Source organism: Hyphococcus luteus (assembly GCF_002943565.1).
Classification (GTDB): Bacteria; Pseudomonadota; Alphaproteobacteria; order Caulobacterales; family Parvularculaceae; genus Hyphococcus; species Hyphococcus luteus.
In genome coordinates this window covers 446,789-462,625 of the sequence record NZ_PJCH01000017.1, presented here as the reverse complement: position 1 = coordinate 462,625, position 15,837 = coordinate 446,789, and the positions used below count along the sequence as shown (strand labels likewise).

Sequence of the window (15,837 nt, the reverse complement as noted above, 5' to 3'; positions counted from 1 at the left end):
GAAGCCGAGAGTCAGGCTTTCTTTTTCGTGGTTTTCTTTTTGGCGGGGGCTTTTTTCTTCGCGGGCGCCTTCTTGGCCGCGGTTTTCTTCGTCGCCGCTTTTTTCTTGGTCGCGGTCTTCTTCGTCGTCTTTTTCTTGGCCGCTTTCTTCTTGGCCTTTTTCTTCGCCGGCTTTTTCTCTTTGGCGGCGATCAGCTCCAGCGCCTGTTCCAGGGTGACTTTTTCAGGCTCGGTTCCGTTCGGCAGGGTGGCGTTGGTTTTCTGGTGTTTCACATAAGGCCCATAACGTCCGTTCATGACGTTCACCGGATCGCCGGTTTCCGGATGTTCGCCGAGTTCTTTTAAGGGCTTCGCCGCCTGGCCGCGCCCGGCGCGGGGATTGGCTTTCTTTTCCGCGATCAGGGTCACGGCGCGGTTGAGGCCGACCTCGAACACATCGTCGATGCTCGGCAGGTTCGCGTAGATCTTGCCGTGTTTCACGAAAGGCCCGTAGCGGCCGAGCCCGGCCTCGATGACTTCCCCATCTTCCGGATGCGGGCCGACTTCGCGGGGCAGGGACAGCATCATCAGCGCTTTTTCGAGATCCACGTCATCGACGGACCAGGTCTTCGGAAGCCCCGCGCGTTTCGGTTTTTCCTTCGAGCCTTTTTCCTGCTCGCCGAGTTGGAAGTAAGGGCCGAAGCGGCCGACTTTCAGCCAGACATCCATGCCGGTGTCTGGGTCCTGTCCCAAAAGCTTATCGCCGGATTCGGTGCCGTCTTCGCCTTCGCCGAGCGCGGAGAGCTGGCGGGTGTATGTGCAGTCCGGATAGTTCGAACAGCCGATAAAGGCGCCGAACTTGCCGGTCTTCAAAGACAATTGCCCGTTGTCGCATTGCGGACAGGCGCGCGGATCGGAGCCGTCTTCCTTTTTCGGAAAGATCAGCGGCCCGAGGGATTCATTGAGGGCATCGAGCACTTCGGAAATGCGCAGATCGCCGATGTCTTCGACGGCGGCGTGAAACTCAGACCAGAAGGCGCGCAGAAATTCTTTCCAGTCGCCTTCGCCCGCGGAGATTTCGTCGAGGCTTTCCTCGAGGTCCGCGGTGAAGTCGTATTCCACATATTTCTTGAAATAGTTTTCGAGAAAGGCGGTGACGATGCGGCCCTTCGAATCCGGGATGAAGCGGTTCTTGTCCATGGTGACATAACCGCGGTCGCGCAACACCGAGAGGATCGAGGCGTAGGTCGAGGGCCGGCCGATGCCGAGTTCTTCAAGGCGTTTGACGAGGCTCGCTTCGGAAAAGCGCGGCGGCGGCTGGGTGAAATGCTGGTCCGCCGCCACCTCGGAAACGCCGGCTTTCTCGCCTTTGGTCAGCTTCGGCAACACGCCGCCGCCTTCTTCCGCTTCCGGATCGTCCCGGCCTTCTTCGTAAAGCGCGAGAAAGCCGTCGAAGAGAATGACCGAGCCGGTGGCGCGGAGCCCTGTCTTCTTGTCCGCGGAGAGAAGATCGATGGTGGTGTTTTCAAGCCGCGCCGATTCCATCTGGCTCGCGATGGCGCGCTTCCAGATCAGTTCGTAAAGTCTGTATTCGTCGTCGCTAAGCCCGCGCACCTTGTCCGGCGAGCGGTCGAAAGCGGTGGGACGGATGCATTCGTGGGCTTCCTGCGCGTTCTTGGCTTTCGACTTGTAAACCCGTGCGGAGTCCGGGACGTAGTCCTTGCCGAATTTCGAGCCGACGGCCTTTCTTGCATCGGAAACGGCTTCGGGCGCCATGTCGATGCCGTCGGTCCGCATATAGGTAATGAGGCCTGTGGTCTCGCCGCCGATCTCGACGCCTTCATAAAGGCTTTGCGCCGTGCGCATGGTGCGCTGGGCGTTGAAGCCGAGTTTCCTCGAGGCTTCTTGTTGCAGGGTCGAGGTGGTGAAGGGCGGCGGCGGGTTGCGCCGGCCTGGCTTGGCCTCGACCGCGTCGACCGTAAAGCTCGCCGCCTCGACCGCCTTTTTGGCGCCCATGGCCGCGGCTTCGTCGCCGAGGGTGAATTTCTGGACCTTCTCGCCTTCATGAAGGACAAGCCGCGCTTCGAAGGGCGATGAATCCCCGGAAACCGCCTGCGCCTTCACCGTCCAGTATTCCTGAGGGATGAACGTCTCGATCTCGAGTTCGCGGTCGCAGATGAGCCGCAGCGCCACCGACTGCACGCGTCCCGCCGAGCGCGAGCCCGGCAGCTTGCGCCACAGCACCGGCGACAGCGTAAAGCCCACGAGATAGTCGAGGGCGCGGCGCGCGAGATAGGCGTCGACCAGGTTTTCGTCGATTTGGCGGGGATGGGCCATCGCCTCTTCGACCGACTTCTTGGTGATGGCGTTGAACGCCACCCGGTCGATTTTGATGTCTTTCAGCGCTTTTTTGTCAGCCAGCGTTTCGAGAAGATGCCAGGAAATCGCCTCGCCCTCGCGGTCGGGGTCAGTGGCGAGCACCAGCCGGTCCGCGCCTTTCACGGCGGCGGCGATGTCGTTCACCCGCTTTTTCGATTTGGCGTCGAGCTCCCAGACCATCTCGAAATCCTGGTCCGGCTTCACCGACCCGTCCTTCGAGGGCAAGTCGCGAATGTGCCCGTAAGAGGCGAGCACTTTATAGCCGGACCCCAGATATTTGTTGATGGTCTTCGCTTTGGAGGGGGATTCGACGATGACAACTTGCATGAGGGGCGGCGTCTCCGGGCGAAGATTGGCGAAACCAATGTGGGCGCGCCCTATGGGGCGGGCTCATGGCTCCTGTCAACTCTGACGGGAATGATCCTCGCCTCAACGTGGTAAACGATTTGTAAGGCTCCGCCAGGTTAGCGTGCCGTGCAAGGAAGCGCGCAAGAGGCCGCGAGAAGCGGCCGGGCGAGAGAGAAAATGGCGAAAAAACAGAGATTTAACCCGGATTATCTGGCTGCTGCTGCGGCCGCGGCGTCCAGCGAGGCGGCCTCGACGGCTTCCTATATCGCCGATCTCGCCGGCGAGCTGGAAAAACTTGCAGATGAGAACGGGATCGACGCGCTGGCCGATACGCTCCGGGCCGCGCGGATCGAAGCCCTGCGGTTTTCCGCGTTGAAAGTCGCCTGATCCGGCCTAATCCGTATTCAGAGCCTTTCTCCTCAGCTTGCGACAACCTTCGGGACGGGATGGACAGATGTTCGCCTGCGACAGGCCCGATGCCTCTAAGGCTCTGATTCTTACAGAGTAGAACCGGAAGCGTATCGGTTCGCATAAACGAACGTCTGATCTTTCTCCTTTCGGGGGACGGGGGTGTTTCTCACTCGGCTCTAAGCGAAAATCTCCCGCCTTCATGCTCGCTCGCCTCGCCGGAAAGGACGAGATCGAGGAGAATGTCGGCCACAAGCCCCGGCGGGGCGTCCGCCTCGCGCAGGATTTCATCCCGGTGGATCGGGGTGAAGCTTAAAATCTCCAGAATCTGACGGCGCAGAGAGGCCAGCGCCGCCGCATCGGGCTCGCCCATGCCATCCCCATCCGTCCAGTCGAAAAGATCGCGCCCGCCGGCCGCGACGCCGCGCGTTCTCTGCGCCAGCCCGTCGATAATGTCCTGCGCCGTCTCCACCAGCATCGCCCCGTCGCGGATCAGCCGGTTCGCGCCCTGACAGCGCGGGTCAAGGGGCGAGCCCGGCACCGCGAACACTTCGCGCCCCTGATCGGCCGCGAAATTGGCGGTGATGAGCGTGCCGGAGCGCGCCGCCGCCTCCACCACGACAACGCCCTGAGACAGCCCGGAGATGAGGCGGTTCCTTTTCGGAAAGTCCCGGGCCGTCGGCTGCGCGCCCATGGCGCATTCGGAAACGACCGCGCCTTCATGGGCGATGCGGGCCGTCAGCGTTTCATGTTCGGGCGGATAGACGACGTCGACGCCCCCGGCGACCACGGCGATGGTCCCGGTCTTGAGCGCGGCGTCATGGGCCGCGCCGTCAATGCCGCGGGCGAGGCCGGAGACGACGGCATAGCCCGCGCTTCCGAGATCGCCGGCGAGATTGCGCGCGATCTTGCGCCCGACGCCGGACGCGTTGCGCGCGCCGATGATCGCGACCGCCGGCTTGTCGAAGAGGCTCGCATGTCCGCGCAGATAAATCAGCGGCGGATGATCGGGGACGGCTTTCAGCGCCGCCGGATAATCCTCTTCGCAGGCCGCGATGAGGCGCGCGCCGTGTTTTTCCGCTTCTTTCAGTTCGCGCTCGCAGGCGCCGCGATCCGCCGGCTTCAACGGCGCGGCGCGGCCCGATTTGCGCGACAGCTCGGGCAGAGCCTTCAGCGCCTCTGCGGCGGTTTTGTATTTGGAGAGGAGGCGGTGGAAAGTGACCGGCCCGATAGTCTGGGTGCGGATGAGCTGCAGCCAGTCTAGGCGCTCCGCGTCAAGCACCGGCTTCCGCCGTTTTCTTGTCCGCGCCGATCTTCGGCTCCTCGCCGGAAAGAAGGCGCGCGATATTGGTTCTGTGACGGATGAAGATCAGGAGCGTCATGAAGAGCGCAGCCAGCGCATAGAACGGCTTGCCCATGGCGAACATGACGAAGGGCGTCGCCGATGCGGCGAAGAGCGCGGAGAGGGAAGAATATCGTCCGATAAAAGCGACGGCGAGCCAGGTCGCGCCCGCGAAAATCCCCGCCGGGAAATGCAGTGCGAACACCGTGCCGATAAAGGTGGCGACGCCCTTGCCGCCCTTGAAGCCGAGCCAGACCGGATAGCAATGGCCGAGAAACGCCGCCGCGCCGGCGACTTCCGGACGCCAGCCGAGGCCGTAAGCGATGATCACCGCAATCGCGCCCTTGCCGCCGTCGAGAATGAGCGTCGCCAACGCAAGGTCTTTCCGGCCTGTGCGCAATACGTTGGTTGCGCCGATATTGCCGGAGCCGATGGCGCGGATGTCGCCGAGCCCTGCGGCCCTCGTGATCACGAGCCCGAAGGGGATCGAGCCAAACAGATAGCCGAGAACGAGGGGGAGAAGGATGGTCATCGGAGCGGCCCAAACTACGAAGCTATTCCCTCTCCCCGTTGGGGAGAGGGCTAGGGTGAGGGGGATATGTCTATCCTATCGCTCTTGATATTTCTTCCCCCTCACGCGGATTTTCTTTGAAAATCCGACCTCTCTCCGAAGGGGAGACGTGAAGGATGGGGGCGCTACTCCTCGCGCGTCAACAAAGCGTCGAGGCAGGCCATGCGCATGGCGACGCCGTAAAAAACCTGCCTGAGGATCAGCGACAGATCTTCGTCGTCGGCGAGCTTGCCGCAGATCTCGACGCCCCGGTTCATGGGGCCCGGATGCATGACCCGCGCGCCCGGCTTGGCGAGCTTCAGGGTCTCGTGCGTGAGGCCGAATTCGTCGAAGAAGCCCTGCGCCAGTTGTTTGCCGTCGCCTTCCATGCGTTCGAACTGCATGCGGAGCGCCATGGCGACGTCGGCGCCCTCAAGACCGTCTTTTAGGTTGTCGAAGCGGGGAATGTCCGTGAACTGATCGTCCGGCGGCATCAGATGTTTCGGGCCGACAAAGCGCACCTCGGCGTTGAGGCGCTGGAAGAGCCGCGCATCGGAGCCGGCGACGCGGGAATGCTTGATGTCGCCGCAAATGGCGATGGTCAGCCCCTCGAGCGTGCCGAATTCGGAGCGCACGGCGGCGGCGTCCAAAAGCGCCTGGGTCGGGTGTTCGCGCTTGCCGGCGCCGCCATTGACAACGGGGCAGGGCAGGACGTCGTCGAGTTCGTAGTGCAGCTCTTCTTCCTTGGCGCGCACGATCATCACATGGGCGCCCATGGCCGCCATGGTCTGCGCTGTGTCGACGGCCGTCTCGCCCTTGTGCACGGAAGAGGCGGCGACGGGGACATTGATGACGTCGGCGCCGAGCTTGCGGCCCGCAAGATCGAAGGAAAGATTGGTGCGGGTCGAATCCTCGAAAAAGAGATTGATCTGGGTCTTGCCCGCCAGCCGCCGCGGGGCCGGCGCGGCGCGGCGCAGGAAGCCGGCGTAAAACTCCGAGAGTTTCAGCAGATAGCGGATATCGGCGTCCGTCAGATCGTCGATGGAGATCAGGCGGCGCGCGGTGAAGCCGCCTTTCGGCGGCGCGGGGCGTTCGGCGTTTGTCATTAAAGCCGGAGCTTTACTCCCGCCGCGGCGAGTCGGCAATGGGCCTGAGAGTGGATTTGGCCCGGCGGGTCGTCTATTAAGGATAAAGGGGGCCGCCAAACCTCAAGGGAGGGGAGCCATGTTGTTCGGCGTCAGGATCTTATCCGTATTGACGGCCTTCGCCGTCGTCTTGCTCGAAGTCTATTCCGGCGTGATCAAGGGCCCGCTCTGGTGGGTGCTGCCGGGGGCGCTGGTGCTGGCGCTGTTGACGGCCGTTTCCCTGATCGATCCCATAAACCAGAATGTCGCGCCGCAGCCGAAAGGCGGCTTCGCCGTCTTCGTGCAATGGGTGCTGATTATCGTCATGGCGCTCGCCGTCGCCTGGTTCTCGAACTATTTCGGCCGCGAGCTTATTCCGGAGCTCGTCAAGAACCCGATGCCCCAGAATTAGAGTCGGCCATAAGCCCGCGCAGCCTGTCGATGGCGCCCTGAAGGATGTAGGCCGCGGCCATTTCGTCGATCTTGTCCGCGCGTTTCGCCCGGCTTGCATCGAGCCCGACAAGCGCGCGCTCCATGGCGGCGGTGGAAAGCCGCTCGTCCCAGAAGGCGACGGGCAGGTCGAGCACTTTCGGCAGGTTGCGGGCGAAGGCGCGCGCGCGCTGGGCGCTTGGGCCTTCCGTCCCGTCCATATTGAGGGGCAGCCCCAGGACGATGCCGACGATGTTGCGCTCGGCGGCGAGGGCCGCAAGCCGTTCGGCGTCCGGGGTGAATTTCTTGCGCCGGATGGTCTCCACCGGGGTCGCAACCATGCGGGACGGGTCGCAGACCGCGACGCCGATGGTCTTTTCGCCGATATCGAGGCCGAAAAGCGCGCCCGCCGCCCCGAAGGCTGCGGCCTGCTCTACGAATGACTCTTTCATGGTCGGATGGTAACAGGTTGGGTCAAGTCCGGTCGATGGGAACTGGCATAGTGAAGCCTTCCCCGCGCAGGCGGGGATTCGGAAATGCTTGACCGACAGGGATGGATTCCCGCCTTCGCGGGAATGATCGGATAGTATTTTGTCGATGATGCGTTTTTTATTTCTTCTCAGCCTTTGCGCCGCCTTGCTCGCCGCCTGCGCCAGAGAGGTGGGGCCGGAAGCGCGCATCGCAATCACGCAGAGGCCGGGCGCCGTGCTCGAGGTCGTCTATGAGCTGCGCCGCGCGCAGCCCGGCATCGCCTTCCATGAAATCGAAGGGGATTATCGCGCCGCGCGGTGGGACCTGCCGCCCGGCTTTGAAATCCGCAAAAAGGACGGTGCGGAGGTCATCGCCCGGCGCGACGGCGCGCGGTTCAAGACGCTGGTCCTGACGGCGCATCCGGCGCAGGGTCGTCTGCCCAAGGAATATCAGCCCGTGGCGCCTTATGGCGAGGGCGGCGTCCTTGTCTATACGGGGCATTTCTGGCCGCTGACCAAAGCCCAAGCGCGCGCCGATGTCGTTTTCGACCTGACGCCGGCGCCGGGCGGCCATGCGGTGGCGTTCGGGGACAACGCCATGGCGCTCCACGACTGGCAAAGCCCCATGGCGCATCCTGCCTTCGTTTATCTGGGACCGCTTGAGCCCATCGAGACCGGCGCCGTCATGGCGGTGATCGACCCGCAAACGCCGGGCTGGATTGTGGAAGAGTTCAAGCGCCTCGTGCCGGAGAGCTTTGAAAAACTGTCGGCGATGTTCGGCGCGGCGCCGGAGACGAAGCCCAATCTCTTCCTCGCCGCCGTGCCGGGAAAACCGGCGCAATTGAGCTATGCCGGCGACGCCCTGCCGGCGCAGTTCCAGATCATGCTGGAAGGCGGCGTCTGGGCGAAGCCGAACGATCAGGCGCGGGGCGTCTTCCTCCAGTCGACCGTGCATGAGGCGGTGCATCTGTGGCAGGCGGCGGCCCGGCCGGGCGCCTCGAAACCCCCGGAATGGATCCATGAAGGCGCCGCCGACGCCATCGCGGCGGAGATTTTGGCAGCGCTCGGGGAATGGGACGCGGCGGCCTTCGAAGCGGATGAACGGACCGCCCGGACCGACTGCGCCCGGGAGCTCGACAAGGGAACGACGCTCAACGGCGCGCGGGCCAAGGGCTATTACCGCGCCCTCTATGCCTGCGGTCATGTGATCGCCTCGGCGGTGGCCCGGGCCGAGGGGGCCTCGACCGCCGATTTCTGGCGGGCTTTCATCGACCGGGCGGGGCCGGAGGGCTATTCGGAGGACATGTTTTACGACCTCGTCGCCGAGCGCACCGGTGATCCGGACTTCGCCGGCGCCGTCAGGGATTTCGCCCGCAAGCCGCTGGCCCGGCCCGAGAGGGAGATCGACGGGCTTTTCGCCGCCGCCGGCGCACTTGCGCGGGAGCGGGGGCGTTGATAGGTCCATTGGCTGCTTCAGACAGTCAAAGAGAGCCTCATGTCCATCGATAAGGAGACCGTGCGCAAGGTCGCAAAGCTCGCGCGCATCGCCGAGCCGGAACAGCGCCTCGAGCCGCTGGCCAAGGAGCTCTCCGGCATTCTCGGCTGGATCGAGCAGTTGAACGAGGTCGACATCGAGGGCGTCGAGGCCATGGCCTCGGCCGTCGACGTGAAGCTCCCCATGCGCGAGGACGTGTTGCAGGACGGGCCCACGGGCGGCGGCCAGCCGGAAAACGTCGTCGCCAATGCGCCGAAGACCGAAGACCACTTTTTCGTCGTGCCGAAGGTGGTGGAGTAGCCGTTTGGCGCGGTTAAGTTCCCTCTCCCCTTTTGGGAGAGGGTTAGGGTGAGGGGGAAGGGATGTTGATCGTTGAACGCGATAGCTGCGTTTCTTCCCCCTCACCCGAAATCATAGATTTCGACCTCTCCCCGAGGGGGAGAGGTGAGTGTTACGGACATTTGGAAAGATAGATGACCAACCCCGCCGATCTCACGCTCGCCCAATTGCGCGATGCTTTAAAAGCGAAAGACGTCTCCTCGCTCGAAGCGACGGACGCCTATCTTACGCGCATCGAAAAGGCGAAGGCGCTGAACGCCTATGTCACCGTCACGGCGGACAAGGCCCGCGACATGGCGAAAGCCTCCGATGCGAAGCTTGCGAAAGGCGAGGGCGGGCCCATCGAAGGCGTGCCGCTTGGCATCAAGGATCTGTTCTGCACCGAAGACGTGCTGACGACCGCCGGCTCGCACATTCTCGACGGTTTCAAGCCGCGTTATGAATCGACCGTGACGAGCCAGCTCTGGCGCGACGGCGGCGTCATGCTCGGCAAGCTCAATATGGACGAGTTCGCCATGGGCTCGTCCAACGAGACGAGTTTTTACGGCAATGTCGTCAATCCATGGCGGCGCGAAGACGGCGGCAATACGGATTTGACGCCCGGCGGTTCCTCCGGCGGGTCGTCGGCGTCGGTGGCCGCAAGGCTCTGCGCTGCGGCGACGGCGACGGACACGGGCGGCTCGATCCGCCAGCCGGCCTCGCTCACCAACACCGTCGGCGTCAAACCGACTTACGGGCGCGTCTCGCGCTGGGGCGTCGTCGCCTTTGCGTCCTCGCTCGATCAGGCGGGACCGATCGCGCAGGACGTGCGCGATGCAGCGATCATGCTGAAGTCCATGGCGGGGCACGACCCGAAGGATTCCACTTCCGTCGACCGGCCGGTGCCCGATTACGAAGCTGTTCTCGGCCAGTCCCTGAAAGGCCTCAAGATCGGCGTGCCGAAGGAATATCGCGTCGACGGCATGCCGGACGAGATCGAAAAATTATGGGCGCAAGGCATCGAATGGATGAAGGATGCCGGCTGCGAGATCGTCGACATCTCGCTCCCGATGACCAAATACGCGTTGCCCGTCTATTATATTGTCGCGCCGGCGGAAGCTTCTTCCAACCTCGCGCGCTATGACGGGGTCAAATACGGTCTGCGCGCCAAGGAATACACCGACATCACCTCGATGTATGAGGAGACGCGCGCGGAAGGCTTCGGCGACGAGGTGAAGCGCCGCATCCTCATCGGCACGTACGTTCTCTCCGCCGGTTACTATGACGCCTATTATCTGCGCGCGCAGAAAGTGCGCAAACGCATCTTCGACGAGTTCACCGACGCCTTCTCCAAGGTCGATCTGATCCTCACCCCGTCGGCGCCGTCGGCGGCCTTTGGGCTCGGGGAAAAGACGAACGATCCGGTGCAGATGTATCTGAACGACGTTTTCACCGTCACCGCGAACCTCGCGGGGCTTCCTGGCGCCTCGGTGCCCGCCGGCTATGACCGGCAGGGCCTGCCGCTGGGCCTGCAGCTTCTGGCCAAGCCTTTTGACGAAGAGACCATGTTCAAGGGGCTCTTCGCACTCGAACAGGCGGCCGGGGCGAACAAGCGTCCGAATGAATGGTGGGCTTGAGGGGTTAAGCGTGCGCGCCTGAGCCGGCGGGGAGGGCGGCTTTTTCATCGCCGGGATAATAAATCCGCGCGCCGGCGTCTTGCAGGAATCTCTCCGACTTTCCGAAGACGCGCTCCAGCGCATACCAGGGAATGCCCGGGACGAGATGATGGATCAGGTGGTAATTGTGAAAATTATACGCCCATTTCATCAGCCAGCCGCGCAAGCCTTTTGACGGCACCACGATAAAAGTCTGTTTCATCGGATCGCTGTGATCGCCTTCATAATGGTGCGGCAGCCAGTCAATGCAGAAGCTGACAAGGGCGAAGGTCAGGATCGTCGGAATGACCGACAGCATCAGGACTTCGCGCCAATAGCCCATGAGCGACAGCGTGATGATGATCGCGAAAGGGACCGCCGTTTCCAGAACCGCGCGGATCAGAAATTTCCGCTTGTCCTGAACCAGCGGATAAATCTTGAAGACGAAATAGTTGGTGTAAAAGTAAAAGCCGAGCGCTCTCAGGATCGCCATCGGAAGGTTCGGCGCGTCGGAGACCCACGCGTCGGTGTCGCGCTCGGGATCGTTGGTGTGCGCGTGGTGAAGCCGGTGAACATGGCGATGCACGGTGTAGGAATGCAGCGTGAAGGAAAAGCCGGCGACGCCGAAAACATCGTTCAGCCAGCGCAGTTTGCGGTGACGGCCGTTGATATTGTGGTGGGCGCATTCATGGGCGGCGGTGTAGCCCTGCGCCATCCAGAAGGCGTTCCAGATCATCGCGCCCCAGAGCGGAACGACGCCCATGGCGCCGAGCGCGATGCCGAGAACGGTCATGGAGATGACGAGCAGCGAAAAGACGAGCGTCGGCCACTGGAACCCCTTGGTTTCAGTAGCGGCGAGGATTTTCATATCCCTCAGGGATTGAACCTCTTCAACGGACACGCAATCTCTCCTGTTCCGGCTCTTTCCGGACACTTATCAGTGTAGCATAATTTTAGATCGAAACAATTTGAGCGAGATCAAGGGGCTCACGCGTCATGTTCGGCGATTTTAAAGAGATCAGCTATGTCGCGCCTTTGCCCGAGCCGCTGGAAAACGACGCGTTTCACCGGGCGGGAGAGGGCGAGTGGCGGGTCATCGTCTTTCCGGGCACGCCCTGCAACAAGCTTCTCTTCACCCGGTTTTTGCTGACAGCGCCGCCGGGGCTCGACATGGTCGTTCTGTCGCGGCCCGGCTTCGGACGGCGCCAGCCCCAAGTCTATACCGATTTCGACGACCAGGTGGCGGCGGCGCGGCCCTTCCTGCCGAAATCATGCGGGGGCGGCGATTTCGGCGACAAGAAGATCGTGACGCTCGGCGTCTCCTATGGCGGCGAGCTGGCGCTCAAAACCGCGCTCGATTTCCCTGAGGCGGTGAAGGGCGTCGTCACCGTGGCGGCGCTCATCGAGGAGCCCCATGACTACGCCCTGCAGATCGAAAAGCTCGGCGATGTGGAGGGGATCGAGCAATATGTCCCGAACCGCTGGCTGAAAGTCCGCAAGGAAGTTGCCGGGCGGCGCACGCAGATCGGCCCGCTGCTTGACCGGCTCTCCGGCATTACCGCGCCGGTGGAGGTCGTGCACGGGGATTTCGACGCCGTCGTGCCGAAGTCCAATGCCAGAAAGCTCATGGACGCGCTGCCGGACGGCAAGGGCGAGATGGAGATCGTCCCCGCCGGCACCCATTATCTGGAGCTGCAATATCCCCGCCGCCTCCATAAGGCGATCGAGCGGGTGATCGAGCGGTCGGAGGCGCGGTGAGCGGAGATATCGAGCAGATTGCTGAGATCGTGCGGCTGACGGCGCGTCTTTCGCTGGTGGTTTTCTGCATCGCGTTCGTCGCAGAAACGCAATCGAAAGAACGCGCGCTGAAACGCTTTTTATACGCCGTTTTCTATGCCGCACATGGGGTCCATCTCTGCGTCGTGGCCTTTTATTTTTATGCTCTGGGCGAGCCGCCGGAAATGACGCCCGTTACAGCGCTGTTATGGCTTGGCGTCGCGGCATGGGTCTGCGTCGCTGTGGCCGTCTATATGCCGGGCGAAAAAGGGCCGACCCTCATGCCGCCCTTAATCGTCTGGTATCTGTGGTTTCTCTTCGCCGCAACGGAAGCCTCCCGGCTGCTCGATCCGGCGCGGGCCGAGACTGCCAACTGGTTGCTTCTGGGCCTCGCGCTGGCCGCAGGAACGATCCGGGCGCGCCGGGACTTGGAGCCGGGGGCTTGGCGCCCGGGGAGCGATGTAAGATAGAGACGGGCGAGACGAGTTCGAAATAAGGGAAGTATCAGGATGGGCGCGGAGCCGACAAAACTGCTGCAAGGGACGACGGGCGACTGGGAGGTCGTGGTGGGCCTTGAGGTCCATGCGCAGGTGAGCTCGAAATCGAAACTGTTCTCGGGCGCCTCGGCCGAATATGGCGCGGGGCCGAACGAGAATGTCTCGCTTGTCGACGCCGCCATGCCGGGCATGCTCCCGGTCATCAACAAATACTGCGTCGAACAGGCGATCCGCACCGGGCTCGGCCTCAACGCCAAGATCAACACCTGGTCGCGTTTTGACCGGAAGAACTATTTCTATCCCGACCTGCCGCAGGGCTATCAGATCTCGCAATATAAAGACCCGATTGTCGGGGAGGGCGAGGTCGAGGTCGAGGTCGAGCCCGGCGAGACCATCACGGTCGGCATCGAGCGGCTGCATCTCGAGCAGGACGCCGGCAAGTCGATCCACGATCTTGCGCCGAAGGAATCCTACGTCGATTTGAACCGGTCCGGCGTGGCGCTGATGGAGATCGTCTCGAAGCCCCACATGCGCACGGCGGAGGAGGGCGCTGCCTATTTCACCAAGCTGCGCTCCATCGTGCGCTATCTGGGAACGTGTGACGGGAATATGGAGGAAGGCTCCATGCGCGCCGACGTCAACGTCTCCGTTTGCCGCGCGGGCAGTTACGAGAAGTTCAAAGAGACCGGCGATTTCAGCCATCTCGGCACGCGCACGGAAACCAAGAATGTCAACTCGATCCGCTATGTGAAACAGGTGATCGATTATGAAGCGCGCCGCCAGATCGAAGTGCTCGAAGGCGGCGGCGAGATCGATCAGGAAACGCGCCTCTTCGACGTGAAGTCGGGGACGACCCGCACCATGCGTTCGAAAGAAGACGCGCATGATTATCGCTATTTTCCGGACCCGGATCTTCTGCCGCTGGAATTCGATCAGGCCTGGGTCGACGAGATCAAGGCGGGCCTGCCCGAACTTCCCGACGCCAAAAAGCACCGCTTCATCAACGAATACGGGCTTTCCGCTTACGACGCCTCCGTTCTCGCCGCCGACAAGGCGAGCGCCGCTTACTTCGAGGAAGTAGCGAAATGCGGCGACGGCAAGCTCGCCTCCAACTGGGTGACGGGCGAGCTTTTCGGCGCGCTCAACAAGGCGGACAAAGACATCGAGACGAGCCCTGTCTCCGCCGCACAGCTCGGCGAGCTCATCTCCCTCATCAAGGACGGCACCATCTCCGGCAAGATCGCCAAGGACGTGTTCGCGCTGATGTTCGAGGGCGAGGAAACCGGTTCGCCCGCCGACATCGTCGAAAAGCGCGGCCTCAAACAGGTGACCGACACCGGCGCCATCGAAAAGATCGTCGACGAGATCATCGCCGCCAATCCGGAGCAGGCCGAAAAGGTCAAGGAAAAGCCCAAGACCATGGGCTGGTTCGTCGGCCAGGTGATGAAGGCCTCGCAGGGCAAGGCCAATCCGCAAGCCGTGAACGAGATTTTGAAGAAAAAGCTCGGCGTCGAGTGAGGCTTCAAACCGTTGTGCGGGTGCGAAGAACCCTGCGCCGATCTTGCCTGTCGCGCTTTGGGCGAATTCCGATAAGCTAGCTCCCTAGAGCGGCCCTGGCCGCTGCATTTTCAAGAGGGGCTATCCATGATCTTTCGTACTCTTATTGCGGCGTCCGCCATGTGCGCCGTCGCCGCGCCGGCTTTCGCGCGCGACCTCACCGCCGACGAGCAGCAAGCGCGCGACATCTATGAAAAGGTGATCTCCTTCCGCACCGCCAGGGGGCAGGAACAGGTGCCGGCCATGGTCGAGTATCTTGCAGGCGAGTTGAAAGACGCCGGTTTCGCCGACAGCGACATTGAGGTCACGGATTACGACAGCGACGGCGAACACACCCAAGGGCTCATGGTTTATTACCGCGCCGATGGCGAGCCGGCGAAGAAGCCAATCGTTTTGCTCGGTCACATGGATGTGGTCGATGCGCTGGCTAAGGACTGGGAGCGCCCGCCCTTCACGCTGATCGAGGAAGACGGATACTTTTTCGGCCGCGGCACGATGGACAACAAATACGGCGTTACAAATCTGACCCAGACCTTTATTCGGCTCAAAGAAGAAGGCTGGACGCCGAACCGCGATCTCGTGCTCGTCTTTTCCGGCGACGAAGAGACCGGCATGATCTCGACCCGGGCGCAGGCGGAGTATGTGGCCGAAAATATCGATCCGGCGTTTGTTTTAAACAGCGACGCCGGCGGCGGCGTTCTGGCGCCGGACGGCTCGCCCATCTTTTACGGCGTGCAGGGCGCGGAAAAAACATTCGCGACCTTCGAACTGACGATCACCAATCCAGGCGGGCATTCCTCCCGTCCGCGCGCCGACAACGCCATCTACGAGCTCGCGCACGCGCTTGAAAAAATCGAGGCGTATGAATTTCCGGTGCGCTACTCCGATTTGACCCGCGCCTATTTCAAGGCGGCGGGCGCCGTGACGCCGGGCGAGCTCGGCGACGCGATGATCGCCTTCGCCGACAACCCGAAAAACAAGAAGGCCGTCAAAACATTGCGCGCCGATCCGGAAACCGTCGGGACGACCGGCACGACCTGCATCGCCACCATGCTGCGCGCCGGTCATGCGGAAAATGCGCTGCCGCAATCGGCGACGGCGACCGTCAATTGCCGGATATTCCCCGGCGTCGGCGCCAAGGCGACGGAAGAAACCCTGAAAGACGTCGTCGATAACGACGCGGTTCAGTTCGAACTGATCACCGACGTCACGGAAAGCCCTGAATCGAAATTGCGCCCGGACGTGCTGGCGGCCATTGAAGCCTCGCTCGCGGCGCGCGGCGTCGACGCGCCGGTGATCCCTTACATGGAATCCGGCGGCACTGACGGCATGCATTACAGAACAAAAGGCTATGACACCGTCGCCATCTCCGGCGCCTGGTCGAAGCCCAGCGACATGTACGCCCACGGGCTGAATGAACGGCTCGCCGTCGACGCATTCTATGGCGGGCTCGATCACTGGAGCGTCATTTTGAAAGAGCTGGCTGGCGGGACAGGCGAGTAACTTGGGCT

Annotated in this window: 15 protein-coding genes; 9 read left to right on the top strand and 6 right to left on the bottom strand. The window is 62.5% G+C overall.

Annotation, left to right across the window (positions count from 1 at the left end; translation table 11 throughout):
• Window positions 1-11: 11 nt before the first annotated feature.
• Entirely contained in the window at window positions 12-2,684 is a 2,673-nt protein-coding gene (gene topA, locus CW354_RS22675) for a type I DNA topoisomerase (protein WP_104832373.1), read from the bottom strand.
• Window positions 2,685-2,882: 198 nt separating this feature from the next.
• Between topA and CW354_RS22670 the strand changes: the two genes are divergently transcribed.
• Window positions 2,883-3,092 carry a hypothetical protein gene (locus CW354_RS22670; RefSeq protein ID WP_104832372.1) on the top strand — a complete coding sequence of 70 codons (210 nt, stop codon included), beginning with the start codon at window positions 2,883-2,885 and terminating at the stop codon, window positions 3,090-3,092.
• Between the two features lie 190 nt (window positions 3,093-3,282).
• Here CW354_RS22670 and dprA read toward each other — a convergent pair whose 3' ends face one another.
• The 3 genes from dprA to CW354_RS22655 form a co-directional block, all read right to left on the bottom strand.
• Entirely contained in the window at window positions 3,283-4,395 is a 1,113-nt protein-coding gene (dprA, locus tag CW354_RS22665; RefSeq protein WP_104832371.1) for a DNA-processing protein DprA, read from the bottom strand.
• Window positions 4,388-4,987 carry a glycerol-3-phosphate 1-O-acyltransferase PlsY gene (gene plsY, locus CW354_RS22660; RefSeq protein WP_104832370.1) on the bottom strand — a complete coding sequence of 200 codons (600 nt, stop codon included), beginning with the start codon at window positions 4,985-4,987 and terminating at the stop codon, window positions 4,388-4,390. Before plsY ends, dprA begins: the two co-directional genes overlap by 8 nt.
• Window positions 4,988-5,151: 164 nt before the next feature.
• The gene (locus tag CW354_RS22655) at window positions 5,152-6,111 is read right to left on the bottom strand and encodes an aspartate carbamoyltransferase catalytic subunit (protein ID WP_104832369.1); all 960 of its coding nucleotides are present in this window, start codon (window positions 6,109-6,111) and stop codon (window positions 5,152-5,154) included.
• A 118-nt stretch (window positions 6,112-6,229) separates the two neighbouring features.
• Between CW354_RS22655 and CW354_RS22650 the strand changes: the two genes are divergently transcribed.
• Complete coding sequence (locus tag CW354_RS22650; protein ID WP_104832368.1) at window positions 6,230-6,541, top strand: hypothetical protein; 312 nt, start codon at window positions 6,230-6,232, stop codon at window positions 6,539-6,541.
• Here the strand turns inward: CW354_RS22650 and ruvX are convergent.
• Window positions 6,516-7,010, bottom strand: coding sequence for a Holliday junction resolvase RuvX (ruvX, locus tag CW354_RS22645; protein ID WP_104832367.1), 495 nt, complete (start codon window positions 7,008-7,010; stop codon window positions 6,516-6,518). The genes CW354_RS22650 and ruvX overlap by 26 nt on opposite strands.
• 145 nt (window positions 7,011-7,155) lie before the next feature.
• Between ruvX and CW354_RS22640 the strand changes: the two genes are divergently transcribed.
• From CW354_RS22640 to gatA, 3 genes are all read left to right on the top strand, one after another.
• Window positions 7,156-8,484, top strand: coding sequence for a hypothetical protein (locus tag CW354_RS22640; protein WP_104832366.1), 1,329 nt, complete (start codon window positions 7,156-7,158; stop codon window positions 8,482-8,484).
• Between the two features lie 39 nt (window positions 8,485-8,523).
• Complete coding sequence (gatC, locus tag CW354_RS22635; protein WP_104832365.1) at window positions 8,524-8,823, top strand: Asp-tRNA(Asn)/Glu-tRNA(Gln) amidotransferase subunit GatC; 300 nt, start codon at window positions 8,524-8,526, stop codon at window positions 8,821-8,823.
• 173 nt (window positions 8,824-8,996) lie between these two features.
• Window positions 8,997-10,478 (top strand): Asp-tRNA(Asn)/Glu-tRNA(Gln) amidotransferase subunit GatA, encoded by a 1,482-nt coding sequence (gene gatA, locus CW354_RS22630; protein WP_104832364.1) that lies wholly within the window; start codon window positions 8,997-8,999, stop codon window positions 10,476-10,478.
• A gap of 4 nt (window positions 10,479-10,482) precedes the next feature.
• On the opposite strand, the gene CW354_RS22625 is transcribed toward gatA, so the two are convergent.
• The gene (locus CW354_RS22625; protein ID WP_133162421.1) at window positions 10,483-11,397 is read right to left on the bottom strand and encodes a fatty acid desaturase family protein; all 915 of its coding nucleotides are present in this window, start codon (window positions 11,395-11,397) and stop codon (window positions 10,483-10,485) included.
• Window positions 11,398-11,492: 95 nt separating this feature from the next.
• Here CW354_RS22625 and CW354_RS22620 point away from each other — a divergent pair, with 95 nt between their 5' ends.
• From CW354_RS22620 to CW354_RS22605, 4 genes are all read left to right on the top strand, one after another.
• Window positions 11,493-12,254, top strand: a complete 762-nt coding sequence (locus tag CW354_RS22620) for an alpha/beta fold hydrolase (protein WP_104832362.1) — start codon at window positions 11,493-11,495, stop codon at window positions 12,252-12,254.
• The gene (locus tag CW354_RS22615) at window positions 12,251-12,742 is read left to right on the top strand and encodes a hypothetical protein (RefSeq protein WP_104832361.1); all 492 of its coding nucleotides are present in this window, start codon (window positions 12,251-12,253) and stop codon (window positions 12,740-12,742) included. The genes CW354_RS22620 and CW354_RS22615 overlap by 4 nt, the downstream gene beginning before the upstream one ends.
• 39 nt (window positions 12,743-12,781) lie before the next feature.
• Window positions 12,782-14,287 (top strand): Asp-tRNA(Asn)/Glu-tRNA(Gln) amidotransferase subunit GatB, encoded by a 1,506-nt coding sequence (gatB, locus tag CW354_RS22610; RefSeq protein WP_104832360.1) that lies wholly within the window; start codon window positions 12,782-12,784, stop codon window positions 14,285-14,287.
• A gap of 126 nt (window positions 14,288-14,413) precedes the next feature.
• On the top strand, window positions 14,414-15,829 hold the full coding sequence (locus tag CW354_RS22605; protein ID WP_104832359.1) for a M20/M25/M40 family metallo-hydrolase: 1,416 nt from the start codon (window positions 14,414-14,416) through the stop codon (window positions 15,827-15,829).
• Window positions 15,830-15,837 lie beyond the last annotated feature (8 nt).